Raw genomic sequence first — 22,203 nt, 5'->3', positions numbered from 1 at the left:
CGAAAGGAAAAAACAAGATTGGCTCCGAACGCATTCTTGAAGAAACGTTCACTGTAAAGGTTCTATATTCATGATGACTAATTCAGGAGGGTTAAACACCCTGGGAATGAAACTTCTACTGAGTCCACGACTCACAACCATTCTCGTCCCCCTCAAATCGTAGACACCACCAGTGTATTTAGGTAAAAGCCCCTGATCTGGAGCATACAAGCCATCGATTAGCCCAGGAATCCTTATTTGCCCACCATGGGCATGACCCGACACCACAAGATCAAAACCGCTCCCTTTGTAATACGCCACACGCTCTGGACGATGCGATAGAAGTATGGAAAACACGTTTTTCTTCAGTTCTTTCTTACACCTTTCAAACTGTTCATCCCATCTTGCAGAAATTTCCTCACCGTAGAACCGTTCATGTGTAAAACCGTCCGGGTCATCCACGCCACAAATCTGCAATTGCTGGCCCTTCAGCGTGATATCTGTGCACCTTCCTTCCAGCACAGTAATACCTAAAGAACGGATGGACTCCTTTATCTCATCTGCTCGCCCAGACCAGAACTCGTGGTTGCCTGTCACGTAAAAACATGGATACGCCGTAGCAATTGACTTTAGCAACGCTATAGCGCCTTCTGCAGGTCTCCTGTCATCCACGATGTCACCTGCTAAAAGCACAAGATCCGGTTTTTGCTCCTTGACCTTCTTAAGAAGTACCGACTGATTTTCCCCGTAAACTGTACTGTGGAGATCAGAAAGAATTGCAATCGTTAGCTTCGTACTAATCTTCCCGGTACTCAACGTGTAGGGTCTGACGGTTAGTCCTTCCCATAAGCTAACCACCAAAAGCGCACCTATCGTAACAACCAAAACAAACGTTAGCATAAACTTCTTCCTACGAGGACTCATGCTTTTTAGCATACTACAAACAAAGCGGTGCAAAAAAAACACTGTCCCTAGAAAAACCTGTTTCATTTGGCAAATGGCGATAACAAGTTTGCTCTCTTGACTTATTCTTCCTCCTTGCCGCACGCGTATTAAACCTACCAGATCACCAAGGCCCTCAAATAACTTGGATACATCAACTAAAGTAATGTTCCAGATTATCAGCCTTGTGGTTTCCACATTAAGGATTGTTTATAAGAGCATAGCAGTTCATACATGTTCCTTGCAAGAAAGTTCCGTTACCTCAAGCTTCATAACAGCGATCTTTTCTAACGCTTCGGGATGAAACGTCCAGTTATTTCTACCTGAATAGTGTTGCATTATTAGATTTAGCGCATTCCTTTTTTCTTGCACGTCTTCGACTAACGTTACCACGCCTTTTCCGATAACACTGCTATATAGAAAAGAATAATCGCAAGCATTTTTACCCACACTTATCCGGTGGTTTGTATCCATTTCAAAACCGACTAAAGGGTTTAATTTTACAAGCTCCATCTTTTTGCCTTCTTTTGCTCCGTGGAAGTAAAAGATTCTTTTCCCATTTTCATTTTTAAAACCGAAATTCAGCGGGACGATGTAAACGCTATCTTTGTCTACCATCCCAAGCCTACAGCAATCACATATTCTTATAATTTCGTCAATCCTTGCTGGATCAGTAACTTCCCTATCAATCCGCCGCATTCCCTACCTCCAAGGTTGCTAAACTGCTTTAAGTTTATTGAATGCTTCCTCCTCAGTCTGAACAAAGAATACATCGTTGCCGTTATTGCTTTCATAAATAAAATCTCTTAAACTCTTGCTCGGGTATGAAGAGAAATCGCCTACAAAGGCTATTTTCACGTTGTAATTCACAAATTTCTGCAAAATACTGCCCGCCAGCCTCGTACTTAGGTCAAAGAATTCTTCAGGAACAATGTCCTTACTAACAATTATCCTGTCGCAACCGGTTTCCTCAAGTACTTTTGCTATAAAATCCACCACCGACTGCTCATCACTGATTATCATGTTATTGCTTTTTACCACAGCAATCCTCATTCCATTTTTCTCAACTACATGAGTATCCATAAAAACCTCCTTAAAAAAGGAAAAATGCCTAATTGAATAGATGTAATTGGGATTATGCTAACACAACTGAGAGGACACAAAAGTGATTAATGTATTTAACATTTTGGTGGAGGCGGCGGGAATCGAACCCGCGTCCGACGAGCCGCCACCCATTGCTACTACAGGCTTAGCTTTCCTGATTTGTCTCGGTAACGTGATCCAGGAAGCCCAATCACGTTGCCCAGCACCTGCTTTGTACCCTTAAATAACTGGTGCGATTATTTAAGGGCTGCTGCATGCTTTGACACTCTTTCGAACGTATGCAGCCTCAGTCCGAAGAGCGGCTGCTTATTCTAAGCAGCTAATGCTAATTCTGGTTCGGCATTTATTTTTTGCCTTGCTACCATTTTTAAGGTCTGGCAGCCAACCCCACCTGCAGCTCCGAGCTCCGACTCGCCGTCGAAACCTTTTCGCCCCCGCATTAATATTTTACCCAAAACTGTTAGTAACTAATCTTACCTTCTCTTCTAATTTCCCGCTCTATGTCGCGCTCTTTTATTGTTTCGCGCTTATCCACCGTTTTCTTACCCTTCGCTACGCCGATGGACAGCTTTATTATGCCTTTGTCATTAACATACATAGACAACGGTACAGCCGTCAAGCCCTTCTGTGTTAGAAAACCCATAATTTTATTGATTTCGCTCTTGTGAAGTAAAAGCTTTCTCTTCCTCTTTGCATCGCGTCTGAATGGTTCACCGGTTTTTTCATAAGGAGAAATGTGCATATTGTAAACCCAAGCCTCACCGTTTTCTATGCGCACGAAAGAATCACGAAGCTGGACATTTCCAGCCTTGGCAGATTTTACTTCATCTCCCGTAAGCGCAATTCCCGCTTCGTAGGTATCCAGTATTTGGTAATCATGATGAGCTTTTCTATTCTGCGCTAAAACCTTCATCAAATGTTTCGACCCTCACATTCTTTGGAATCAGCAGGAATACACTACTAGATATGGCTTTCAATTTTCCTTCTACTGAATACAACGCACCACTGACAAAGTCAATGAGGCGCTGAGCTGCTGTATCATCAAGATCCTGAAGATTCAATATGATGATGTAACCATCTTTTATGCGAGCGCCTATGAAACTTGAATCCACATCAAAAGAAAATGAACTTGGCTGATAAACCCAAATAGTAGAACCCGCTGCTACCGGACGCGAAGATATCGCTGGCAACAGTGTAGTAGGTTCATTCGTTTCAAAGGTTTCATCACTATAATCCTCTTCTACAATGTCTTCATCCTCATCGGACGCGGTAAAGAAGCTTGTAACTCTTTTCCAAAAGCCGCCCTCGGCCATTGAACTCACACCCCTTCCCGGGCAACAATTTAGTTCACTGGTGAAAAGCCCATAAACTATTATATAACTCAAAGCAAAAACCAAATATGATCAACACTGTTATAGTATAATATTAAAGCAAGTAATGCGGAAGTGGCGGAACTGGCAGACGCGCTGGCCTCAGGAGCCAGTGGGTTAATCGCCCTTGGGGGTTCAAATCCCCCCTTCCGCACCAAGAACATATTTCGTGTTTTTTGTTTTACGTGTTTTCCTCTCTCCTTTGAACCACATCGCACGTGCGGATTATCTCTTCAAAATCAACCCAGAACATATTACCTTCATCATCAGCCACATAAGCTGTCCCAAGAACAGCATTCCTAGTGACTAAGCGGACTTCTTTGAGCTGACCATCTTTATGAACCTTCACACGGCTACCTTGATCAGGCATTTTTGAAAATGCTTCACAATACCACTCATGTTCGTAACGCAAACAGCAAAGTAATCGCCCACACGTACCGGTTATTTTGTCTGGATTCAAAAGAAGTCCCTGCTCCTTTGCCATATTTACACTCACTGATTCAAAATCTTTCAAAAACGCATGGCAACAAAGCATACTTCCACAAACGCCTATACCACCAACCATTTGAGAGCGGTCTCTAACACCAACTTGCCACAATCTGAGGCGCTTGCTAAAACGGCGCTGAAAGCTCCTTACCAAATCTCGAAAATCTACACGTCCTTCTGCAACGAAGTATGCCTGTACTGTTTGCCTGTCCACACTCTCTTCAGCTGCAAATATGGCAATATCAAGATTGCTCTTACCTTCATGGCGCAAAAAACCTAATCCTTCTTTGACATCTTGTTCGAGCACTGATAAATCCACATCACCTAAAGGGCCACCATAACCCCAAAGTTCATTTGCACCATATTTCCACGTCCCTACTACCACAGCAGGTACTTGCCCATATTCTTTTACTACTCTTATGTTATGTCCTTTTTCTAATGGCTCGTCCGTTTCAATAAAACCCGGTTTTTGGCTAAACATGGTTCGAACCAAATATATCATTTGTTTGTCACTCCAGTCATCAACATCCTATCAAACACCATTTCTTTGTTCACATTAGATTGCAACGCATTTTCCATTTCAAACATATCATTCAAAAGATTTATTTTCTTCCCGTTATCATTCATGAGCTGTAAAAAGAAGGCAGCTAATTTATAACTATCTAAATCCTTGCAGAACAATACCTTTTTTCCTTTTACGTCTTTTGCCCAGTCAATGTTTTCTCGTAAAACCTGTAAGAGCTTTTTACTCCCACCGCACATAAGGTATTCCCAGTGATTCGTTACACCTAACTCTTCCTTGCTCTTTGGAGCAAGTGTCACACTCACCACGCGTGACCTTACGGTAGGCAACAAACTGCTCCAACGTTGGCAAAAAAGAAATATCCTCGCATAGATTGGAGGCTCCTCCAACGTTTTTAAGAAAGCGTTTTGGGCTTCCGGTGTTAAGTTATCTGCACCAGGCACTAACAAATACTTCAATTCAGCGCCAGGGACAAAGCTAAGAAATTCCTCAGCTTCGCGTACAGCATCTATGCCCAATGTTTCTTCTTGTAGTTCCAACAAATTCTGTGGCGACACATTACCTATGCGCTGTTTAACCCATACGTAGGCATCAGACCAATCTGGGCCAACAACTGCGATAGGTGCCGAGATTTTGCCCACTAATTGTTCAAGGCGTGCGGCCCATTCGCTCATACTTTCAATATTTTTTCCAACGGAAGAATCATAACCACCGCACCCCCGGTATGTACCTTCATAGGTATTGGTATACTCATGCCTATGAACCCTGATGGTGCTTCAGCTAATATGGTTTCTTCCCTTTCACTACAAGACTCTTTTATGAGTCCAAGGAGGGTATCCGCTTCTTCATCTTCCACAGCACTTAGAAGCACTACTTTTCTACCTCCAAGAAAGCCACCTTCTCCTGCAAGTCTTGTATGATAGATGCCTTTCTCGGTAAGCCGCTCCGCAAGAGGTCTGTAGTCTTCTTCTTGCAATATGGTTATAAACAATTTCATGAAATGTGCACCTCCTCCAAAATTTGCTTTACTATATGATTAGGAGATTTCGTCGCATCAATACGAATGTAATTCTTCTCCTTTGCTATTTCCTCATATCCCTCGCGCACTCTTGTTAAGAATTCTATACCCTGCTGCTCAAGAGCATCTTTATCTTTACTACTTAAACGTGCCAACGCCAAGCGTGGTTGTATATCCAAATAGAAAATCTTGTCTGGCCAAAGCCCCTTAACCGCCTCATCGTTCATGCGATTGATTAAGTCTTTATCTAAGCCCATACCATAACCCTGATAAGCCAGTGTAGAGTCAGCGTATCGCTCGCATATTACCCATTGCCCTTCGTCTAATGCTGGTCTTATCATTTTTGCCACATGCTCTGCTCTATCCACGGTAAACAGCGCTGCTACTACATACGGATTAGCAACGTTTTCCATAATCAGTTTTCTGTACAGACCATCACGGACGTGCCCCGGCTCAAACGTATGAAACACCGGTCTGAATTTAGCTATTTCTTTAGACAAAAGTGAAGCCACAGTACTTTTTCCGCATCCATCTATGCCATCGATGACAATAAACATAGCAATTTATTCCTCTGCTCCCGGAAATGTGACAACAACATGCCGATGTGGTTCTTCTCCCACACTAAAACTAAGAAGACCATACTTTGCTATAAGCTCATGCTGTAAACGTCTTATGCGATGTGGCTCTGGCCTGAGTTCTCGCCTCTTTTGATCCTGCGTTGTAAGCATAGCGGCCTCTTCAGCCTCTTGAAGTGCTTCTGCTATTTCTGCTTCCATTTCTCTTGGAGAAACAGCAAAAAAGTCAGAAAGAAAGTCTTCCATTTGGCTCATGGTATTGCTCTTTATCGTTTTTATGGGCACATTTCTTACCTTTGCTTCTCTAAGACGTTGGTATCCCTTATTAACCTGAGACCTCAATGTAAGGACCATGTCGGCATCGCTCACGTCATCTACAACCACAGCAGGTACACCTAGGTTGGCTATAGCTTTCTCTAATTTACTTCGAGAAATGCCCAGAGGCAGTATCCTTATCTCAGAGCCCCTTTCCGCCTTTTTCTCGCGTCTGCCTTCGATCTGCTGCTGTTCTACTACCGACACAGGTGGGAGTGTCTGCTCATAACTGCGCTCTACAGAACCGTCCTCATTCACTTTTAATATCAGCGGGTTAGGTGGAATGCCTCTTAAAAGCCCATCCACCGCTTTTGCCACATCCTCATGAATAGCATAAACACCACGCGAGCGTATTTCTATGAGTATGTCAAATGTGGGACTCGTTTTACGTTCCAAAATCGTTTTTTGCGTTCCTCGGCGATGAGCTTCTTCGTCAGAAAGCGTAACCACTTGAACACCACCAACTAAATCAGACAACGTTGGGTTTACTAATATGTTTTCTAATGTGTTTCCATGAGCTGTAGCGATAAGTTGAACGCCTCTTTCAGCAATGGTCCGTGCTGCATCCACTTCTTCTTTTCTGCCTATTTCGTCGATGATGATAACTTCTGGCATGTGGTTTTCTACGGCTTCTATCATCACATCGTGCTGCATGTTCGGTTCAGGCACCTGCATTCGGCGAGCTAATCCAATAGCTGGATGAGGTACATCGCCGTCGCCAGCGATTTCATTTGATGTGTCCACAACTATCACACGCTTCTGGTAATCCACAGACAAAAGGCGCGCGACTTCCCTTAGAAGGGTTGTCTTTCCTACACCCGGCCGTCCCATCAAAAGGATGCTCTTATCTTGCGTAAAATAAGATTCCAAAGGGTCTACTACGCCATAAATGGCTCTTCCAATTCTAATAGTTAACCCGATAATTTTCCCCTGTCTATTCCTCATACAAGATATACGATGTAGTGTCCCTTCCAAACCCGCTCTATTATCTTTGCCAAAACTACCTATATGCTGTACTACATACTGTATGTCATCTTCACTAACCAAGACATCGTCCCAAACGTTCTGCGATGCGCTAAACCGTATAACGGGCGGACGTTTCAAATCTAAAACGATGTCCACCAAATCACTCAACATGGGGCTCTGTCTGAGCCTTTCCGAAATCCAAGGAGGAAGTATATTTAGTACTTCATCCAAATTATCGGTAACAACTCTTTTCGTCATTATTACTCTTCTTCCCCCACTTCATGTTTCGTCATAAATGCCGCCTTTAGCGTTGCTTTGTCGGCATAATTTAGTTCTCCGCCTACAGGCAAACCAGCGCCAAGGCGATAAATAGGTACGCCCAAACCGTGTAGTTGTTTGGTTAAGTAATCTGCTGTTATATCCCCTTCTAATGTAAAGGACGTTGCTATAATAATCTGCTTAATGCCTTCGTTCATAATTCGTTCTTTCAGATCAGATATGAATAACTGATCTGGCGTTATTCCTCTGCGAGGTGAAATCAAGCCGTTGAGCACATGATAATATCCGTGATAAATGCCAGCTTGTTCAATGTTTTCTACATCCTGAGGTGTTTCCACAATCACAATGCTTTTTTCTCTTCTGTTATCGTTGCATATTTCACATAGGTCACTGCCTACTGCCAAGTTATGGCAGCGCACACATAAACCCACTTCATGACGGAAGTTCTCCAAGGTATGTACAAATTGCTCTGCTTCTTCATCTTCCAGTGTAAGCCAGTAATAGGCCATTTTCTCAGCCGTTCTTGGGCCAACCCCGGGAAGTCTTCGGAACTGTTTGCTAAGTTCCTCCAAATTCAAACTACTTGACCTCCTCTATCTGAGTACCGGGAAACACTTTTGTAAATAGATCCAGAACACCCACATCTTTTTGTTCAGGTTTTGCCTCCACATCCACACTAAAATCTCCGTACTTCTTTAGCACAGCTCGTATTTTAGGCAGATTCATGAATTTCACATAGATGTGTCTAAGTCCTGGAAAAGATAGAATCAATTTGTCTGCATCTACACGCGCTTTTCCTTCCTTTAGAACCACGTATAGAGGCAAATAATCATTTTTTACATCGTTCAACCAACCCAATGTTGAAGTTTCGTTCTCGTCTGAAAAACTGCTTTTAGCATTTTCTACGATATCTTCTTTAGGCACTACTTCCTCAACAAATGCTGGTTTTTCAGGTGTTTCTTGTATTTCCTGCGGATCCATGTTTATATTCGTCTCTTGATGTCTTCTTTGACGTTTAGGCGCTGGCACATCGGTTGAAGAAGGTTCATCTTGGTCAGCAATGATGGGACCTAATTCATTAAGGATGGCCACCAGGGCTACTGCTGGGAATTCTGTGTGCTCCATAGTGTAATTAAATGATTCCAGTACCTTGAACATTTTCAGCGCCTTTTCTCGTGGCCAAGGATTGTTTTTGAACACACTTCTTCTTACCAGTGTCTTTAATGGGCGGAATAATTCCATGGGTTCAATGCCAGATTCCAACAAATTGGCCATTTGAGAAACCGCCTCGTTCATATCTTGGGAAGCCACAGAAAAGAGATTTATGACCACATCGTCATCCACAACATTGAGTAGAAAACGAGCAGTTTTCGCTGTCACGTTCCCTTCATCCACAACAGAAATCTGTTCCAGCAAGTTTAATGCGTCACGTACTGCTCCATCAGACACCTCTGCAATAAGTTGAAGAGCTTCCTCTTCATAAGAAAAGCCTTCCTTTTTACACACATTAACAAGTATTTGATAAACTTCGTCACTGGTAAGTTTCTTGAACCGAAAACGCTGGCATCTACTCAGTACCGTTGGAGGAATTTTTTGCGGATCAGTAGTTGCCAAAATAAATACCACATAATCAGGTGGTTCTTCCAACGTCTTAAGAAGCGCGTTGAACGCCTCACGGGTAAGCATGTGTGCTTCATCGATAATGTAAACTTTATAGCGGCTTTGTGCGGGTCTGTATTTAACACGCTCGCGAAGTTCCCTAATTTCGTCAACTCCTCTGTTAGATGCAGCATCAATTTCTATCACGTCAAGGCTGTGCCCTTCATTTATGAGCTTGCAACTCTCACACGTGTTATCAGGTTTCGACGTTATGCCTTGCTCACAATTCAGGCCTTTTGCAAATATGCGAGCGCACGACGTCTTGCCAGAACCTTTTGGTCCTGCAAACAAATATGCATGTGAAACCTTCTGATTATCTAGCGCTTTAACTAAAATTTCTGTAACGTGGGATTGTCCTATGACTTCGTCAAAGGTTTGTGGTCTATATTTTCTGTAGAGAGCCATATCTATAATTTACCAATACTTTCCTTTTTTGTGGTGATGTTTCTTTAAAGCCCGGTGTGGAGCACAAGCACTAAACTGCTTACCGTTGCTCCCTCTCAGGCCTGGCGGGGTTCACAGCCGTACTTCGCTCCACGTACCGGGTTGGCGGAGAGGGAGGGATTTGAACCCTCGAGGCGGGTATTAACCGCCTACCCGATTTCCAGTCGGGTTCCTTCGGCCACTCGGGCACCTCTCCGTATATTATGATTATAACAGTTCTACCCCTTTTTGCCTGCAAACCATTATTTTAAAGAACTCATACCTCATCACGTAACGTCTTGAAGAACGAATGCAAAAGAGCGCCACAGCGCTCTGCCATAACGCCACCTTCTACATCAAAACGATGGTTGAGAAAAGGCAAAGATAGAAAATCCATATTACTAACCAGAGCACCCGCTTTAGGGTCATATGCACCAAAAACAACCCGGTCAACCCTGGATAACACAGCAGCATAACAACACATCAAGCATGGTTCCAACGTCACATAAAGTGTTGCACCGCTCAAATTCCATCTACCGAGAATGGCACCAGCATCTCGAAGGGCATATATTTCCGCGTGAGCGGTAGGATCATTGTCCCTCTCACGTAAGTTGTGGCCTCTACCTACAACGGCGTTTTCCACAACGACAACTGCCCCCACAGGCACATCGCCGGATCGATAAGCTTTTAACGCCTCTTTTAGTGCTTCGTGCATGAAGTACGTATCAGTTTCTAACATCTTCTATCACCATAATTAAGCTAAATAGTCAGCAATTCTTTCTAAATGCTAACCATAAGCCGCATTTTTGTAGCGCATCTGCCATAATTGTTTCTAAAACAGCTCACATGACTGCAAGCCATCCTTCTTCTTCTTGTCAAACTGCTACAGGTTATCGCTCAAGAGCCTAACCTTAAACAAAATGCGTTACACAATCACATGCCTAAAAAGTGACTGTTCATCATTAAAAATGATAACAAACCCCCCACTTTACCAAAAAGGAAAGTTCTGCTACCTTTTATTCTACAGTCCAAGAAAGGTCAAACGACCCGCCCGATGCGTTACCGGAAACAAGAAACTTGTACCAACCTGTTTCATCTAAAGTAAACTGGATCAGACCTTGTTCACTTTTCGTAAAATCTCGCTTCCAAAGTATCTTGCCTGTCGGACTTATAAGCTGGATTGTAATTTTCCCTTTTGTAAGCGTGATATTGTATGTTGGTGTAACAATATCGCCTTTCTGCGCTTTAAAACTATTGCTTTCTGTTCCCGTAAAGGTGGTAAATTTATAATCCATGTGGTTGCCATAACTTGACCCAGTGAATCCTATTCGCTGCGAAGAACTGTTCTTTGTAGTGCACCCAAAAGTTAAAAGAGCTGTGAAAACAAGTAGAAAAGCAATAGAACTTCTCATAGCCCCGTTATGCCTTTTCATTGCCTCCTCCTTTGCTCATTGTTCAGAACCAATAAAATGAAACCATGGCTTAAATAAAGGATGATCCGTTTTTATTCCGTAAGCAGGGAGCAAGACTTGAGCCACAATGCCGCCTATATCCCCTCCATACAAGAATGGGCCAACAGAGAGGTTTAGTGGGTCTAACAGCAACAGCATCATGATAAGCCAGTAACCTACAGCGCTTAGAAAAGTGTTCCTCATATGTGCCATAGGCTTTACAAAAAACATCAATAAATAGCCCAAAAGCACTGTTAGAACACTACTGCTACCTGAAATAAAACCCCACTGGATACCATGCCTTTGAATAGTAGGCGTCCTGAAGACAACCTCAAAACCGTATGGATGTACAAGAAAATCAGCAAACTCACCATAAGCTGCAGCGATTAATGCGTGAGTTCCTTCATGAATAAAGGCGACGATAACAAAAGCCACAAAAAACGTTAAAAACTTTTTCATTCTTCCCCCTCCTAATGATGAAAAGCTGTTCAGTTCACTATGGTTTTACAGTATTTATAATGCTAAAGCAAGCGATCATAATTCCACAACTTTTTTGAACAGATGAACCCCGAGAAAAATCACCTGTACGATGCGGCTTTGAAACAGCACCATACTTTATTAGCATGCTCTCATATTTAATCATTAGAAGGTAATGTCCATTCATTACGCAATACGGACATTACCAGTTCGTCTTGGTACTTTCCATTCTTAAATACATTCTCCCGTAAAGTACCGTCAATCTTAAAGCCGATCTTTTCATAAGTATGGATAGCTCGCTGGTTATAAGCGAAAACATAAAGGTATACCTTGTGCAAATTCATTTCCTGAAAGCAGAAATCTACCAACGTAGATAAAGCATCCGTTCCATAACCCTTGTTCCAATAAAGCTTGTCGAGAAATAACCCTACAGAAGCGTGAGAGTTCTTCCAATCTACCGTATCAATACCGCAAGAACCTAAATACTGTCTGTCCTCCAATCGTTCTATGGCAAAAGAATAAGAACCGCTACCATAAGGATTCTGGCTTTCATACCACCTTATCTCGTCTTCTGCTTTAAGCGGAAATGGTATATCAGGTCGTAGGTACATGTTTACTTCTGGATCATTATATATGGCTCTGGCTTTTTCTAAATCTTCTCGTTCATAAGCACGCAAACGAACAAAATGTCCCGAAAGCATAGTTATCAGCCTCCCCTCTCAGCAAGCATTACTAACTATGTAATGCTATCCTCCATCTGCGACTTTCTGCAAATACTGCCCATAAGCCGTATTCTTGTATCTTTTACCCAGCACTTTTAACTGCTCTTTACTGATAAAGCCCATCCTGTATGCCACTTCTTCCAAGCATCCCACATATGTGCCTGTATCTCTTTGATATCGTGCCACCTCGTTACTGGCATGCAAAAGGCTATCGTGCGTACCGGTGTCAAACCACTGCAGGTCGTCATCTAAGAGCTTTACCTTTAGTTTATTCTCCGAAAGGTATGCTTTGTTCAGATCTGTTATCTCCAGTTCCCCTCGATCAGATGGTTTCAGCATCTTTGTCATTTCAACCACATGATTATCGTAGAAATACAGGCCAGGTACGGCATAATTCGACTTTGGCTGCTTAGGTTTTTCCTCTAAGGAGAGTACGTTGCCCTCGGGGTCGAATTCCACCACACCGAAAGAACGCGGATCTTCCACCGGATAGCCGAAAACCATGGCACCATCGTCAAAATTTACCGCTTCAGACACAGCCTTTTCCAAGGAGGGCCCAAAAAACACATTATCCCCAAGGACCAGCGCACACCTACTGCCGTTTACAAACCACTCTCCAACTATGAATGCATCTGCGATGCCCCGGGGAACCCATTGCACAGCATAGCTGAACTTGACACCTAACTGCTCACCACTGCCCAAAAGTCTTTGGAATGCACTAACATTGTATGGATCTGCGATGACCAGTATGTCCCTTATTCCAGCCATGAGAAGTATGGACAACGGGTAATAGATCATAGGTTTATCATAGACGGGCAGCAGCTGTTTATTCACTGCCACGGTAACAGGGTAAAGACGCGTGTTCAAACCAGCAGCCAGAACAATGCCTTTCATAAAAATACCTCCGCGAACATTTTAAATTACTATTAACAATAATAGCAGATAGTCTACTCAAGAATGTTTCGAAACACTTTTTGTGCATATATGTAACCGCAGGTTTTTAGAATTGGTCAAGCCTGCTTAACTTAAACATCAGTAGGTCTATGAGAACTTCGGTAGAAGAACTTTTTATGGCGCTCCTTCACTTTCCTTAAAGAAGTTGATTAATTGTATACGTGTGCATTATCCATGTAAATTGCAACATTATAAATGTCAACTTTGGATTTCGCGCTGTGAATCTTGTTCATCAGCTTTCTCTCAAAGACAGAAAGCGCCTGTAAAAACTCTTAAAATTTATCACTACTTCAACTGAGAACGACTTCTATGCATCACAAGTTCATTGCGCTACTTTGTGATAGCAATCTTTCTTGCGAGTATGCACAACTGTCCAATTACCACCTTTCTCTGTCAGCAAGCATTACTAACCACTTAATGCTACAGCGACAGCTCCCTTGAGCAGCCTAAAGCCTACCTTTCCAGATTTGGGATTCAATAACATGACAATGCCCAAAACCGCAAAAACAATCCCTACCGCATAACTCAAAACTTTTTCATTTACCCTGTTGGCGAAACGAGCCGCTATACGCCCTCCAACAACTGTTCCTAAAGCACTCAAAATGGCTACCAATAGTGGCAAATTGCCTGTTATGGCATGTCCAATGGCTCCGGATGCTGCGGTAAACGCCATAATAAAGGTAGATGTTCCTATGCCCTCGTGCATCTTGTATTGAAGCAAGAAGACCAAAATCAGCAGAATCATGACACCGCCGCCAGCCCCGATTAGCCCGCTGATTATCCCAACAAGTGTTCCTAATAGCAAGCTGGAAATTACGACATTCTTTCTCAGCATACGCACAAAAATATTGGGTTCTCCTGCTTCTTCTCCCGCTTCAAGAACAGGTTGCCTTCTATAACCGCGCAATATGAAAACTACTGCAGTGAGAAGAAGAAAAATACCAAAAGAACCACCTAAACCGCCTTCAGATATGTGCGGGGATATAAAGCTTCCAATTTGTGCCCCCAAAATGGAGCCGACAGCTATCCACCAACCTTGTTTTAGGTTTAAGTTTCCCGCTTGATAATACGTCCAACTTACCACAAGCGACGCCATGGTATCAGCAAATAAGCTTGCCCCTATGGCATCAAACGTAGAATAGCCAAGCAACACAAGACCGGGAACAATAACCATAACACCACTGGCGCCAATCAACCCTGTGACTATGCCTGCAATTAAACCGACAATTACGATAAGTAAATAGGTCACTGTTTCACCTCCAACGATTTAACCTCAATCTTTGCCAAATGTATCTTCATTTTTACAAATACCCACGCATACGAAGTTTTAAAACCTATTACAAGCGAAAAAGGACCAAACTAAGAACATAACCTTGACAAATATATCAAAGAAACAGTACGTAAATAACACAAAAAAAAGAGAAGCCCTGATGAGCTTCTCTCAATATGGTGCGCCTAGGGGGATTCGAACCCCCAGCCTACGGATCCGTAGTCCGTCACTCTATCCAGTTGAGCTACAGGCGCACCTTATAGATGTAACAATATAATTGTACAGCGTTTTTAACGCTTTCTGTACTGACGAGCCCTACGAGCCCTGTGTAAACCGTATTTCTTTCTTTCTTTCTCTCTTGGATCTCTCGTAAGTAACGAGAAAACCAATTTGGTTTGGCGCAGTGATTTACGCCATTCAGGATTAACTGCTACTAATGCTCTGGCAATGCCAAGCCTTATGGCATCTGCCTGACCGCTCTTGCCGCCGCCTTCGACGCGGGCGATTACATCGTACTGTCCCATGGTTCCGGTGGCTTCAAACGCTTTTTCAACCACTTTCTCCAAGGTTACCCTGTGAAAGTACTCCTTGTAATCATGCCCATTCACAAGAATGCGACCGGTCCCAGGCATTATCCTGACTCGCGCAACTGCCCGTTTTCTTCTACCTACTACCGGTGCTTGTGCTTGCATAAGTCCCTCCTAATTCCTTCTCTATTCGTTCTTATGGCAGTTCAATCTTTATGGGTTGCTGAGCTTGATGAGGGTGCTCTGGCCCTACATAAACCTTCAGGTGCGTAATCTGTTTACGCCCTAAACTGTTCTTCGGAAGCATGTTCTTCACAGCCCTATATATGAGCTGTTCAGGCTTTCTTTGCCTCATCAACCATGCCGGCGTAACCCTTTGCCCACCCTGGTATCCAGAGTGATCATAGTACACCTTTTTCAGCTCTTTAGAACCCGTTAAAGCCACTTTTTCTGCATTAATCACAACAACAAAATCGCCACAATCCACGCCAGGTGTCCAGATGGGTTTATGTTTTCCCATGAGCAGACGCGCAATGCCAGCCGCAAGCCTACCGAGAGGCTTTCCGGTAGCATCCACCAGGTACCAATGCTTTTCCACCTGACCTGGTTTTGCCATTATCGTATCCACTGTGTTTCCTCCTTCCGCTTACAACTTTATTTACACAAAAATGTAGTACGCTCTTTATCCGACCATACCAATATAAAATAATAGCATGGATTACATAGTCGGAGGCAGTTTGCGAGATATATGTTTGGCAAAACTGCCTAAAGATTATGATATCATAACAAGCGAACTTCCCCCATTCCCTCCAAAAGCGGTTTTAGGAAAAGATATAAAAACATATCGCTATATAATCCGAGGGGTAACCTTAGATGTAAGCTTCGAGCTTAATTTGGATAAGCGCGATTTTCCCATAAATGCCATAGCTTTAGACTTCAATGGAAATGTTAAAGATCCAAGAATGGGCATGGAAGACCTCTTTATGAAGCGCATAACCCTTACAAAAGAAAGATTGCAGGAAGACCCTGTGAGAATTTTTCGCTGCGCAAAGCTTTGTGCTGAACTAAACTTTGCACCAGAAGGTGAAAAGATTGACCCCTCTTTATTGGCGACCGTTAGCGAAGGAAGGTTATTTCAGGAATACTTAAAGCTCATTTTATCCCCCAATTGGATAAAAGCAGTGGAAGTGCTAACGGAGTTTTTTGCTTTGCCGCTCAAACTTCCACAGAGGCATTTACCTCCCATTGTAGAGGTTCGCACTGCCGCATGCCAGTCATATTTAAATCCGCGTTTGTTTGGCTTACCCTCTTCTTTGGTAAAAACGGCCGAAGAACTCTCCAACATGGAACTTTCTAATCCCGCATTGGCACTGTGCTCTCATGGCAAAAAGGCTGTCAGAGCAGCGTTGGTTCAAAACGACGATGAAGTGATAAGCCTTTACAAACAGTGGGCGTTATTCAGACATAGGCAAACAAAGGTCCTACAAAACAACAGAAAACATGAGGATTATATAACGCAATGCATATCATTCATAAATGAACATAAAAGTTAATGCAGATTGTCACAGAAGCCATGATTTAAAATAATTAATAACTGTTCCGTTCTAAGAAAGGATGGTGTAACAGCCTTATGTATATGACCGGAGATGAAATACGCTCAACTTATCTAAATTTTTTCGAAGACAGAGGTCATCTAAGAGTTCCTTCATCATCATTACTACCGGACGATCCAACGTTAATGTTTACCAGTGCCGGTATGGTACAGTTTAAACCATATTTTTTGGGCCAAGCCGAGCCACCTAATAAACGGCTGACAACCGTACAAAAATGCTTGCGTACAGGTGACTTGGAAAACGTTGGGCACACATCACGTCATCACACATTTTTTGAAATGCTCGGCAATTTCTCTGTAGGAGATTATTTCAAAAAAGAAGCCATCACATGGGCATGGGAGTTGATCACAGAGCGTTTCCAACTTCCTCCAGATAGGCTTTGGGTAACTATTTATCAGGATGATGACGAATCTTTCGAAATATGGCATAACGTAGTGGGAATTCCAGAAAACAGAATTGTCCGCATGGGTAAAGAAGACAACTTCTGGGGCCCTCCTGGGCCAACAGGCCCTTGTGGTCCTTGCAGTGAAATTTACTATGACATGGGCGAAGAATGGCCATGCGATGATCCATCTAAAGGACCCGCAGCAGAAGGAGAACGTTTCAGAGAGTTTTGGAACCTTGTTTTCACGCAGTATTATCAAGACGAAAATGGCAACATGTCAGATTTGCCCAGAAAAAACATCGACACAGGCATGGGATTGGAGCGCATGGCAGCTATTCTACAAGGCAAACCAACAAATTTTGAAACAGATCTTTTTGAACCCATATTAAGAGCCATAGAGGACATAACAGGTAAGAAGTATGAAGAAAACCTTGTACCGTTCAGAGTTGTAGCAGACCACGTAAGAGCATTAACATTTGCTATAACCGACGGAGCAGTTCCTTCTAATGAAGGCAGAGGTTACGTAATAAGACGTATTGCCCGCCGTTCGGTTAGATACGGTCTTCAACTCGGCCAAAGTGACCCATTTCTCTACAAGATTGTACCTGTGGTTGTTGATCATTACAGTAAATGGTATCCCGAGCTCGTAAATGGGCAAAACCTGACGCAAAAACTCATACAGCAAGAAGAAGAAGCATTTTTGCGCACCCTAAAAAGCAGCCAGCATTACTTGGACGAAGTAGTTCAGGAGGCAAAAAAGCAGAACATAAAAGAGGTGCCCGCTGAGGAAGTGTTCAGACTTTACGACACCTACGGGTTGCCTTTGGACATCATTGAAGATGTTTTGGAGGAGAATAGCCTCCAGCTGAATAAGGAAAAACTAAACCAAATCATAGAACAATACAAGGAACAATCCAGAGCTTCATGGAAAGGCGGCGAAGCCGTTCTAACCGATACCATATTTGCCAGAGTTATCATGTCATCGGAAAACAGTGTTTCTGCGAACGCCGAGCTGTTAATAAAGACGGAGTTCACTGGCTATGAACGCGTGCAAGACCACTCCACCATAATTGCCACAGTGAAAGACAATCAGCGAGCAGAACTTCATGAGGGCGATGAAGGTGCCATCATAGTAGAGCGCACACCCTTCTACGCAGAAAGCGGTGGACAAGAGGCAGACCATGGTGTCATAACCACTGAAACAGGATCATTCCGCGTGGACGACGTGCAAAAAGTCATCGGTGGAAATGTATACGTGCACTACGGCAAGGTAGAGTCAGGTACCATAACACAAGGTCAGGAAGCACATTTGAAAATCGATGTGGAGAGGCGCCATGCCATACAGCGAGCGCACACCTCAACGCATTTGCTTCATGCCGCCCTTAGGCAAGTTTTAGGAGACCATGTAAGGCAAAGCGGTTCAAAGGTGGGCCCAGATTACTTGCGCTTCGACTTTAGCCACTTTGAGGCCATGACTGCGGAACAAATTACAGAAGTAGAACACTTGGTCAATGAACAAATAATGGCTAATAAAGAACTACACATTTTCGAAACCAGTCTTGACGAAGCAAAAGCCATGGGTGCCACAGCGTTGTTTGGGGAAAAATATGGGCAACGCGTCAGAGTTGTAGAAGTTCCAGATTGGTCCATGGAACTTTGTGGCGGTACCCATGTAAAGCGTACAGGCGATATCGGGTTATTTCACATATTAAGTGAATCAGCTAGCAGCCAAGGAATCAGAAGAATAGAAGCGGTAACGGGAATGCGTGCATGGGAACACCTTCAAACGTTGGAAAAACTGGTCAAGGACGTAGCTAACCACTTGGATACAACCAAAGATATGATCATAACAAAAATAGACCGTCTCACAGAAGACATGAAGGAAAAAGATAAACAAATAAAACATCTTATGGAACAGGTTTATACTGCCGAGGGCAAAGAAATGTTCAACAAAGCAGAAGAAATAGACGGTATCAAGTTTATAAATGCCGTATTCCCTCCCAGAGACCCGGGCGCGCTTATAACTGCCATAGATGCCATGAGGAGTTTTAATAAACCATTTGTGGCGGCCTTGGGCACTTTGCAAAACGATAAACCCATACTGGTATTGGCAGCTTCACAAGATATTGCACCTAAAGTAAACCTAAGAGAGGTTATAAATATTGCCGCTTCCTACATAGGCGGCAAAGGAGGCGGCAGGCCCACACTGGTGCAGGCTGGCGGTAGCGATGCATCCCGTTTGTCTGTAGCAATTCAGCAAGCCGTCTATGAGAGCAAAAGGAGGCTTGGTTTGGCATGATAAAAACACGTTTTGCGCCCTCCCCCACAGGTTTTCTCCATGTGGGCGGAGCTCGTACTGCACTGTTCAATTACCTATTCGCAAGAAAATTTGGTGGAACATTTCTATTACGCATAGAAGACACCGATCCAGAACGCAGTAAGCCTGAGTATTCGGAGCAGATACTCATCTCCATGAAGTGGCTTGGGCTCGATTGGGACGAAGGACCTTATCATCAATCCCAGCGCATGGACATTTACAAATCTTATACTGAGCAGCTCCTCAAAGAAGGCAAAGCATATCGGTGCTTCTGCACGCAAGAAGAACTGGAGGAAATGCGTGAACAGCAGCGTAAAGCTGGGTTACCCACACGCTATGATGGACGCTGCTCTCGGCTTACACAGGAAGAAATCAAAGAAAAATTGGACAAAGGCATGCCTTATGCTATAAGGCTAAAAGTGCCTCAAGATAGAGGTATCATTGCCTGGGACGACATGGTAAAGGGGCACATCGAGATAAACAGTAGCGAATTAGATGACTTCATATTGGTAAGGAGTGACGGGACACCCACATATAACTTCGCCGTGGTCATAGACGATTACACTATGGGTGTTACGCATGTATTAAGAGGTGAAGATCACATCCCCAACACTCCTAAGCAAATTCTTATTTACGAAGCACTTGGTTGGGAAACGCCTGTATTCGGTCATGTGCCCATGATTTTGGGTAAAGATAAAACAAAGCTTTCTAAAAGGCATGGCGCTGTAGGCGTTGAAGCATACCGTGATGAGGGTTATTTACCTGAAGCATTGTTTAACTTCTTAGCGCTGTTAGGCGCCTCTTACGATCCAGACAGGGAAGTTTATACAAAGCAAGAATTGATAGACCTTTTTGATCCCAAAAAAATTGGATTGCACGCTGCCGTTTTTGATCCAGATAAACTCAATTACATAAACCGTGAGCATATGAAAATGCTCCCCCCTGAAGAATTGTTGGAACGCATAAAACCGTTCGCTGAAGCTAAAGGTTTTAAGGTGGAACCATTCCACATCAAGCTCATACCCCTTTTGGTAGACCGCATGCACACTCTTAAAGACTTTGTAGAAATGGCTGATTACATCTTTACAGACGACTTTTCCATCGATGAAAAAGCGCAAACCATTTTAGAAAAAAACATGCCTCTTGATGGTTTATCCGATGAGTTGAAAGCACAACCATGGGATGCCGAGCACATAGAGCAGGTTCTAAGGGCGTATGCTCAAGATAAAGGCATAAAACCACGGGACTATTTTCCCTTTGTTAGAGCAGTCATAAGTGGAAAATCTGTTGGGCCTTCTTTGTTCCACCTCATGGAGGCTATGCCTCAAGAAATGGTGCTTCGGAGGCTCACGGCGAGAAATTGAAACAAAGAAAAAACATTGTCCTTCTGGTTGCATGTTTCACTCTGCTAATGCTGTTATTGGCTGCGCTCCCCTTGAACACCTTGAGCGCGGCCAATTATCCGAAAAGGGCCGAGCTACTGGTTCCTTACTTAAGTCAATATGACGACATCCCTATCGGTTTCAGTTTCTCTCGAGCATGCGGTGTAACCTCAGCCGCCATGGTCTTGGGGTACTACGGACGCGTGGCGCCATACACCATAAAGGGCATGGATGGAACACCTACTGATTACGGCTGGTACATCAGCCGAGCTTATCACTATAAATCTGTTTACAATGACGTAACCTGGAATTACTTTGCGAACCAAGAACAAAGACCCGGACTTCAAGGTTGGGGCGCATGGGGATTCATATGGCGTAATGGCACAGATAAGACCAGCAGTGATGTGTTGCCCTTTTTGGCTCGAAACGATGTTTTAGGCACCATCATTTGGCGACCATCAAAAAGTTATGTACAACAACGTGTTATGCAAGAAATAAACGCAGGGCATCCTCTAATGGTAAACAGCGACAAAGGTGGCGGACATTACATGGTCATATATGGCTATGATGCCACACAAAGTGTATTCAAGTATTTAGTAAACGACCCATGGAACGGACGCATGGTTTATACATTTGAGCAGCTGGAAATTACTCAGCCTTTCAGAGGGCTTATTCCCACATGGCCTAATAACGGTTTTACGGCAAAAGTACCTTATTCTCCTCAAATGAGCGCCACTCAAAGCTATGTAAAGCCACTTTACAGCGTTTATTCTGCTGATACCGTATACACCTATGAACTTCCATTGGTTGTTCCAGAAAAAGTAACGCCCACAGTTATTGTATATGTGGACGGAAAACCATATAAAATGATACTTGCATATGGCACGCCCTATAGCGGAACATATCAGTACAAGACTGCGCTGAAATCGGGTACACATAACTATTATTTCGTCGTGTCGACAAATAACTACACCGTTTGGTTGCCGCCTGATGCCGGTGTTTGGGGCAGCAAACACGCACTAACACAGTTTAACGGACCATTTGTAGAAAATGGACTTTCTACCGCCACCAATGTAGAGCTGCAGGTCATGAATGACAAATTCCTTATAAACGGAAAACCGCACTTTTTGGACATGCCTCCCATTATAAAAAGTGGCCGCACGCTGCTGCCTATAAGCGATGTAGTGAAAGCTTTGGGTGGGACCATAACCTGGGATAGTGCAAAGCAGAAAGTGACCATTACTCTTAAAAAAGGAGAAAGTATAAACACCATAGAGTTATGGATTGGTTCACGCTATGCTTATGTAAACGGTAAACGCAAGCTTATTGATGAGAGCAAAGCAGACGTGGTGCCAATTATAGCAAATGGCAGAACACTTTTACCTTTACGTTTTATTGTAGATAATTTAAGCGCAACTATTGCATGGGACAACGCAGCAAAAATAATAAACGTAATTTCTAAATGA

General features: G+C 43.3%; 24 protein-coding genes, 3 tRNA genes and 2 other RNA genes. 5 read left to right on the top strand and 24 right to left on the bottom strand.

What is annotated here, in order from left to right; all coding sequences use genetic code 11:
- Positions 1 to 48: 48 nt before the first annotated feature.
- From D890_RS0101720 to D890_RS0101690, 6 genes are all read right to left on the bottom strand, one after another.
- Positions 49 to 879, bottom strand: a complete 831-nt coding sequence (locus D890_RS0101720; protein ID WP_245533118.1) for a metallophosphoesterase — start codon at positions 877 to 879, stop codon at positions 49 to 51.
- A gap of 270 nt (positions 880 to 1,149) precedes the next feature.
- A complete protein-coding gene (locus tag D890_RS0101715; protein ID WP_018962808.1) occupies positions 1,150 to 1,620 on the bottom strand; it encodes a pyridoxamine 5'-phosphate oxidase family protein in 471 nt (156 codons plus the stop codon).
- An 18-nt stretch (positions 1,621 to 1,638) separates the two neighbouring features.
- Entirely contained in the window at positions 1,639 to 2,004 is a 366-nt protein-coding gene (locus tag D890_RS0101710; protein WP_018962807.1) for a DUF4180 domain-containing protein, read from the bottom strand.
- Positions 2,005 to 2,108: 104 nt separating this feature from the next.
- Positions 2,109 to 2,461, bottom strand: a transfer-messenger RNA (tmRNA) gene (ssrA, locus tag D890_RS07825).
- A 24-nt stretch (positions 2,462 to 2,485) separates the two neighbouring features.
- Positions 2,486 to 2,938 (bottom strand): SsrA-binding protein SmpB, encoded by a 453-nt coding sequence (gene smpB, locus D890_RS0101695; protein ID WP_018962804.1) that lies wholly within the window; start codon positions 2,936 to 2,938, stop codon positions 2,486 to 2,488.
- Positions 2,916 to 3,338 (bottom strand): cell division protein SepF, encoded by a 423-nt coding sequence (locus tag D890_RS0101690; RefSeq protein ID WP_018962803.1) that lies wholly within the window; start codon positions 3,336 to 3,338, stop codon positions 2,916 to 2,918. Before D890_RS0101690 ends, smpB begins: the two co-directional genes overlap by 23 nt.
- Before the next feature lie 126 nt (positions 3,339 to 3,464).
- On the opposite strand from D890_RS0101690, the gene D890_RS0101685 reads away from it, so the two are divergent.
- Positions 3,465 to 3,552: transfer RNA gene (locus D890_RS0101685), tRNA-Leu, on the top strand.
- A gap of 24 nt (positions 3,553 to 3,576) precedes the next feature.
- Here D890_RS0101685 and ricT read toward each other — a convergent pair.
- The 18 genes from ricT to rplM all read right to left on the bottom strand — a co-directional run bounded on the left by ricT (position 3,577) and on the right by rplM (position 15,656).
- Positions 3,577 to 4,383, bottom strand: a complete 807-nt coding sequence (gene ricT, locus D890_RS0101680; RefSeq protein ID WP_018962802.1) for a regulatory iron-sulfur-containing complex subunit RicT — start codon at positions 4,381 to 4,383, stop codon at positions 3,577 to 3,579.
- A complete protein-coding gene (locus D890_RS0101675) occupies positions 4,380 to 5,078 on the bottom strand; it encodes a hypothetical protein (RefSeq protein WP_018962801.1) in 699 nt (232 codons plus the stop codon). Before D890_RS0101675 ends, ricT begins: the two co-directional genes overlap by 4 nt.
- Positions 5,075 to 5,401: a cyclic-di-AMP receptor gene (locus D890_RS0101670; RefSeq protein WP_018962800.1), complete on the bottom strand. Its 327-nt coding sequence runs from the start codon at positions 5,399 to 5,401 to the stop codon at positions 5,075 to 5,077. The genes D890_RS0101675 and D890_RS0101670 overlap by 4 nt, the downstream gene beginning before the upstream one ends.
- Positions 5,398 to 5,979 carry a dTMP kinase gene (gene tmk, locus D890_RS0101665; protein ID WP_018962799.1) on the bottom strand — a complete coding sequence of 194 codons (582 nt, stop codon included), beginning with the start codon at positions 5,977 to 5,979 and terminating at the stop codon, positions 5,398 to 5,400. Before tmk ends, D890_RS0101670 begins: the two co-directional genes overlap by 4 nt.
- A 6-nt stretch (positions 5,980 to 5,985) precedes the next feature.
- Positions 5,986 to 7,536, bottom strand: a complete 1,551-nt coding sequence (locus D890_RS0101660) for a R3H domain-containing nucleic acid-binding protein (protein ID WP_018962798.1) — start codon at positions 7,534 to 7,536, stop codon at positions 5,986 to 5,988.
- A gap of 2 nt (positions 7,537 to 7,538) precedes the next feature.
- The gene (gene recR / locus D890_RS0101655; protein WP_018962797.1) at positions 7,539 to 8,135 is read right to left on the bottom strand and encodes a recombination mediator RecR; all 597 of its coding nucleotides are present in this window, start codon (positions 8,133 to 8,135) and stop codon (positions 7,539 to 7,541) included.
- Between the two features lies 1 nt (position 8,136).
- The gene (dnaX, locus tag D890_RS07495; RefSeq protein WP_018962796.1) at positions 8,137 to 9,621 is read right to left on the bottom strand and encodes a DNA polymerase III subunit gamma/tau; all 1,485 of its coding nucleotides are present in this window, start codon (positions 9,619 to 9,621) and stop codon (positions 8,137 to 8,139) included.
- Positions 9,622 to 9,667: 46 nt separating this feature from the next.
- An RNA gene (gene ffs / locus D890_RS07820) (signal recognition particle sRNA small type) lies at positions 9,668 to 9,763 on the bottom strand.
- A tRNA-Ser gene (locus tag D890_RS0101645) sits at positions 9,764 to 9,856 on the bottom strand.
- Between the two features lie 60 nt (positions 9,857 to 9,916).
- The gene (gene tadA, locus D890_RS0101640) at positions 9,917 to 10,378 is read right to left on the bottom strand and encodes a tRNA adenosine(34) deaminase TadA (RefSeq protein ID WP_018962795.1); all 462 of its coding nucleotides are present in this window, start codon (positions 10,376 to 10,378) and stop codon (positions 9,917 to 9,919) included.
- A gap of 277 nt (positions 10,379 to 10,655) precedes the next feature.
- Positions 10,656 to 11,072, bottom strand: a complete 417-nt coding sequence (locus tag D890_RS0101635; RefSeq protein WP_018962794.1) for a hypothetical protein — start codon at positions 11,070 to 11,072, stop codon at positions 10,656 to 10,658.
- A 15-nt stretch (positions 11,073 to 11,087) separates the two neighbouring features.
- On the bottom strand, positions 11,088 to 11,549 hold the full coding sequence (locus tag D890_RS0101630; RefSeq protein ID WP_018962793.1) for a hypothetical protein: 462 nt from the start codon (positions 11,547 to 11,549) through the stop codon (positions 11,088 to 11,090).
- 176 nt (positions 11,550 to 11,725) lie between these two features.
- Positions 11,726 to 12,268, bottom strand: a complete 543-nt coding sequence (locus D890_RS0101625; protein WP_018962792.1) for a GNAT family N-acetyltransferase — start codon at positions 12,266 to 12,268, stop codon at positions 11,726 to 11,728.
- Positions 12,269 to 12,313: 45 nt separating this feature from the next.
- Positions 12,314 to 13,183, bottom strand: coding sequence for a glucose-1-phosphate thymidylyltransferase RfbA (rfbA, locus tag D890_RS0101620; protein WP_018962791.1), 870 nt, complete (start codon positions 13,181 to 13,183; stop codon positions 12,314 to 12,316).
- 466 nt (positions 13,184 to 13,649) lie between these two features.
- The gene (locus D890_RS0101615; RefSeq protein WP_018962790.1) at positions 13,650 to 14,492 is read right to left on the bottom strand and encodes a sulfite exporter TauE/SafE family protein; all 843 of its coding nucleotides are present in this window, start codon (positions 14,490 to 14,492) and stop codon (positions 13,650 to 13,652) included.
- Between the two features lie 198 nt (positions 14,493 to 14,690).
- Positions 14,691 to 14,767, bottom strand: a tRNA-Arg gene (locus tag D890_RS0101610).
- A gap of 36 nt (positions 14,768 to 14,803) precedes the next feature.
- On the bottom strand, positions 14,804 to 15,205 hold the full coding sequence (gene rpsI, locus D890_RS0101605; RefSeq protein ID WP_018962789.1) for a 30S ribosomal protein S9: 402 nt from the start codon (positions 15,203 to 15,205) through the stop codon (positions 14,804 to 14,806).
- 31 nt (positions 15,206 to 15,236) lie between these two features.
- A complete protein-coding gene (gene rplM / locus D890_RS0101600; protein WP_040363523.1) occupies positions 15,237 to 15,656 on the bottom strand; it encodes a 50S ribosomal protein L13 in 420 nt (139 codons plus the stop codon).
- A gap of 97 nt (positions 15,657 to 15,753) precedes the next feature.
- On the opposite strand from rplM, the gene D890_RS0101595 reads away from it, so the two are divergent.
- From D890_RS0101595 to D890_RS0101580, 4 genes are all read left to right on the top strand, one after another.
- Entirely contained in the window at positions 15,754 to 16,593 is an 840-nt protein-coding gene (locus tag D890_RS0101595) for a tRNA nucleotidyltransferase/poly(A) polymerase family protein (protein ID WP_156802647.1), read from the top strand.
- Between the two features lie 77 nt (positions 16,594 to 16,670).
- Complete coding sequence (gene alaS, locus D890_RS0101590; protein ID WP_018962786.1) at positions 16,671 to 19,337, top strand: alanine--tRNA ligase; 2,667 nt, start codon at positions 16,671 to 16,673, stop codon at positions 19,335 to 19,337.
- A complete protein-coding gene (gene gltX, locus D890_RS0101585; RefSeq protein WP_018962785.1) occupies positions 19,334 to 20,719 on the top strand; it encodes a glutamate--tRNA ligase in 1,386 nt (461 codons plus the stop codon). The genes alaS and gltX overlap by 4 nt, the downstream gene beginning before the upstream one ends.
- Entirely contained in the window at positions 20,716 to 22,203 is a 1,488-nt protein-coding gene (locus tag D890_RS0101580) for a stalk domain-containing protein (RefSeq protein ID WP_018962784.1), read from the top strand. The genes gltX and D890_RS0101580 overlap by 4 nt, the downstream gene beginning before the upstream one ends.

The organism is Coprothermobacter platensis DSM 11748 (genome assembly GCF_000378005.1).
Lineage (GTDB): Bacteria > Coprothermobacterota > Coprothermobacteria > Coprothermobacterales > Coprothermobacteraceae > Coprothermobacter > Coprothermobacter platensis.
The sequence above is the reverse complement of the archived record's forward strand: the minus strand, read 5'-3'. Positions and strand labels throughout refer to the sequence as shown.

Bases quoted from the DNA above. Each gene is read 5' to 3' on its own strand.
- D890_RS0101670 (WP_018962800.1), bottom strand. From the start codon at position 5,401: ATGAAATTGTTTATAACCATATTGCAAGAAGAAGACTACAGACCTCTT.
- ricT (WP_018962802.1), bottom strand. From the start codon at position 4,383: ATGATATATTTGGTTCGAACCATGTTTAGCCAAAAACCGGGTTTTATT.
- D890_RS0101710 (WP_018962807.1), bottom strand. From the start codon at position 2,004: ATGGATACTCATGTAGTTGAGAAAAATGGAATGAGGATTGCTGTGGTA.
- alaS (WP_018962786.1), top strand. From the start codon at position 16,671: ATGTATATGACCGGAGATGAAATACGCTCAACTTATCTAAATTTTTTC.
- dnaX (WP_018962796.1), bottom strand. From the start codon at position 9,621: ATGGCTCTCTACAGAAAATATAGACCACAAACCTTTGACGAAGTCATA.
- D890_RS0101630 (WP_018962793.1), bottom strand. From the start codon at position 11,549: ATGAAAAAGTTTTTAACGTTTTTTGTGGCTTTTGTTATCGTCGCCTTT.
- D890_RS0101690 (WP_018962803.1), bottom strand. From the start codon at position 3,338: ATGGCCGAGGGCGGCTTTTGGAAAAGAGTTACAAGCTTCTTTACCGCG.
- tadA (WP_018962795.1), bottom strand. From the start codon at position 10,378: ATGTTAGAAACTGATACGTACTTCATGCACGAAGCACTAAAAGAGGCG.
- D890_RS0101715 (WP_018962808.1), bottom strand. From the start codon at position 1,620: ATGCGGCGGATTGATAGGGAAGTTACTGATCCAGCAAGGATTGACGAA.
- D890_RS0101625 (WP_018962792.1), bottom strand. From the start codon at position 12,268: ATGCTTTCGGGACATTTTGTTCGTTTGCGTGCTTATGAACGAGAAGAT.
- rplM (WP_040363523.1), bottom strand. From the start codon at position 15,656: ATGGCAAAACCAGGTCAGGTGGAAAAGCATTGGTACCTGGTGGATGCT.
- rpsI (WP_018962789.1), bottom strand. From the start codon at position 15,205: ATGCAAGCACAAGCACCGGTAGTAGGTAGAAGAAAACGGGCAGTTGCG.
- D890_RS0101595 (WP_156802647.1), top strand. From the start codon at position 15,754: ATGGATTACATAGTCGGAGGCAGTTTGCGAGATATATGTTTGGCAAAA.
- tmk (WP_018962799.1), bottom strand. From the start codon at position 5,979: ATGTTTATTGTCATCGATGGCATAGATGGATGCGGAAAAAGTACTGTG.
- D890_RS0101660 (WP_018962798.1), bottom strand. From the start codon at position 7,536: ATGACGAAAAGAGTTGTTACCGATAATTTGGATGAAGTACTAAATATA.
- D890_RS0101675 (WP_018962801.1), bottom strand. From the start codon at position 5,078: ATGAGCGAATGGGCCGCACGCCTTGAACAATTAGTGGGCAAAATCTCG.
- gltX (WP_018962785.1), top strand. From the start codon at position 19,334: ATGATAAAAACACGTTTTGCGCCCTCCCCCACAGGTTTTCTCCATGTG.
- rfbA (WP_018962791.1), bottom strand. From the start codon at position 13,183: ATGAAAGGCATTGTTCTGGCTGCTGGTTTGAACACGCGTCTTTACCCT.
- D890_RS0101720 (WP_245533118.1), bottom strand. From the start codon at position 879: ATGCTAACGTTTGTTTTGGTTGTTACGATAGGTGCGCTTTTGGTGGTT.
- D890_RS0101635 (WP_018962794.1), bottom strand. From the start codon at position 11,072: ATGAAAAGGCATAACGGGGCTATGAGAAGTTCTATTGCTTTTCTACTT.
- smpB (WP_018962804.1), bottom strand. From the start codon at position 2,938: ATGAAGGTTTTAGCGCAGAATAGAAAAGCTCATCATGATTACCAAATA.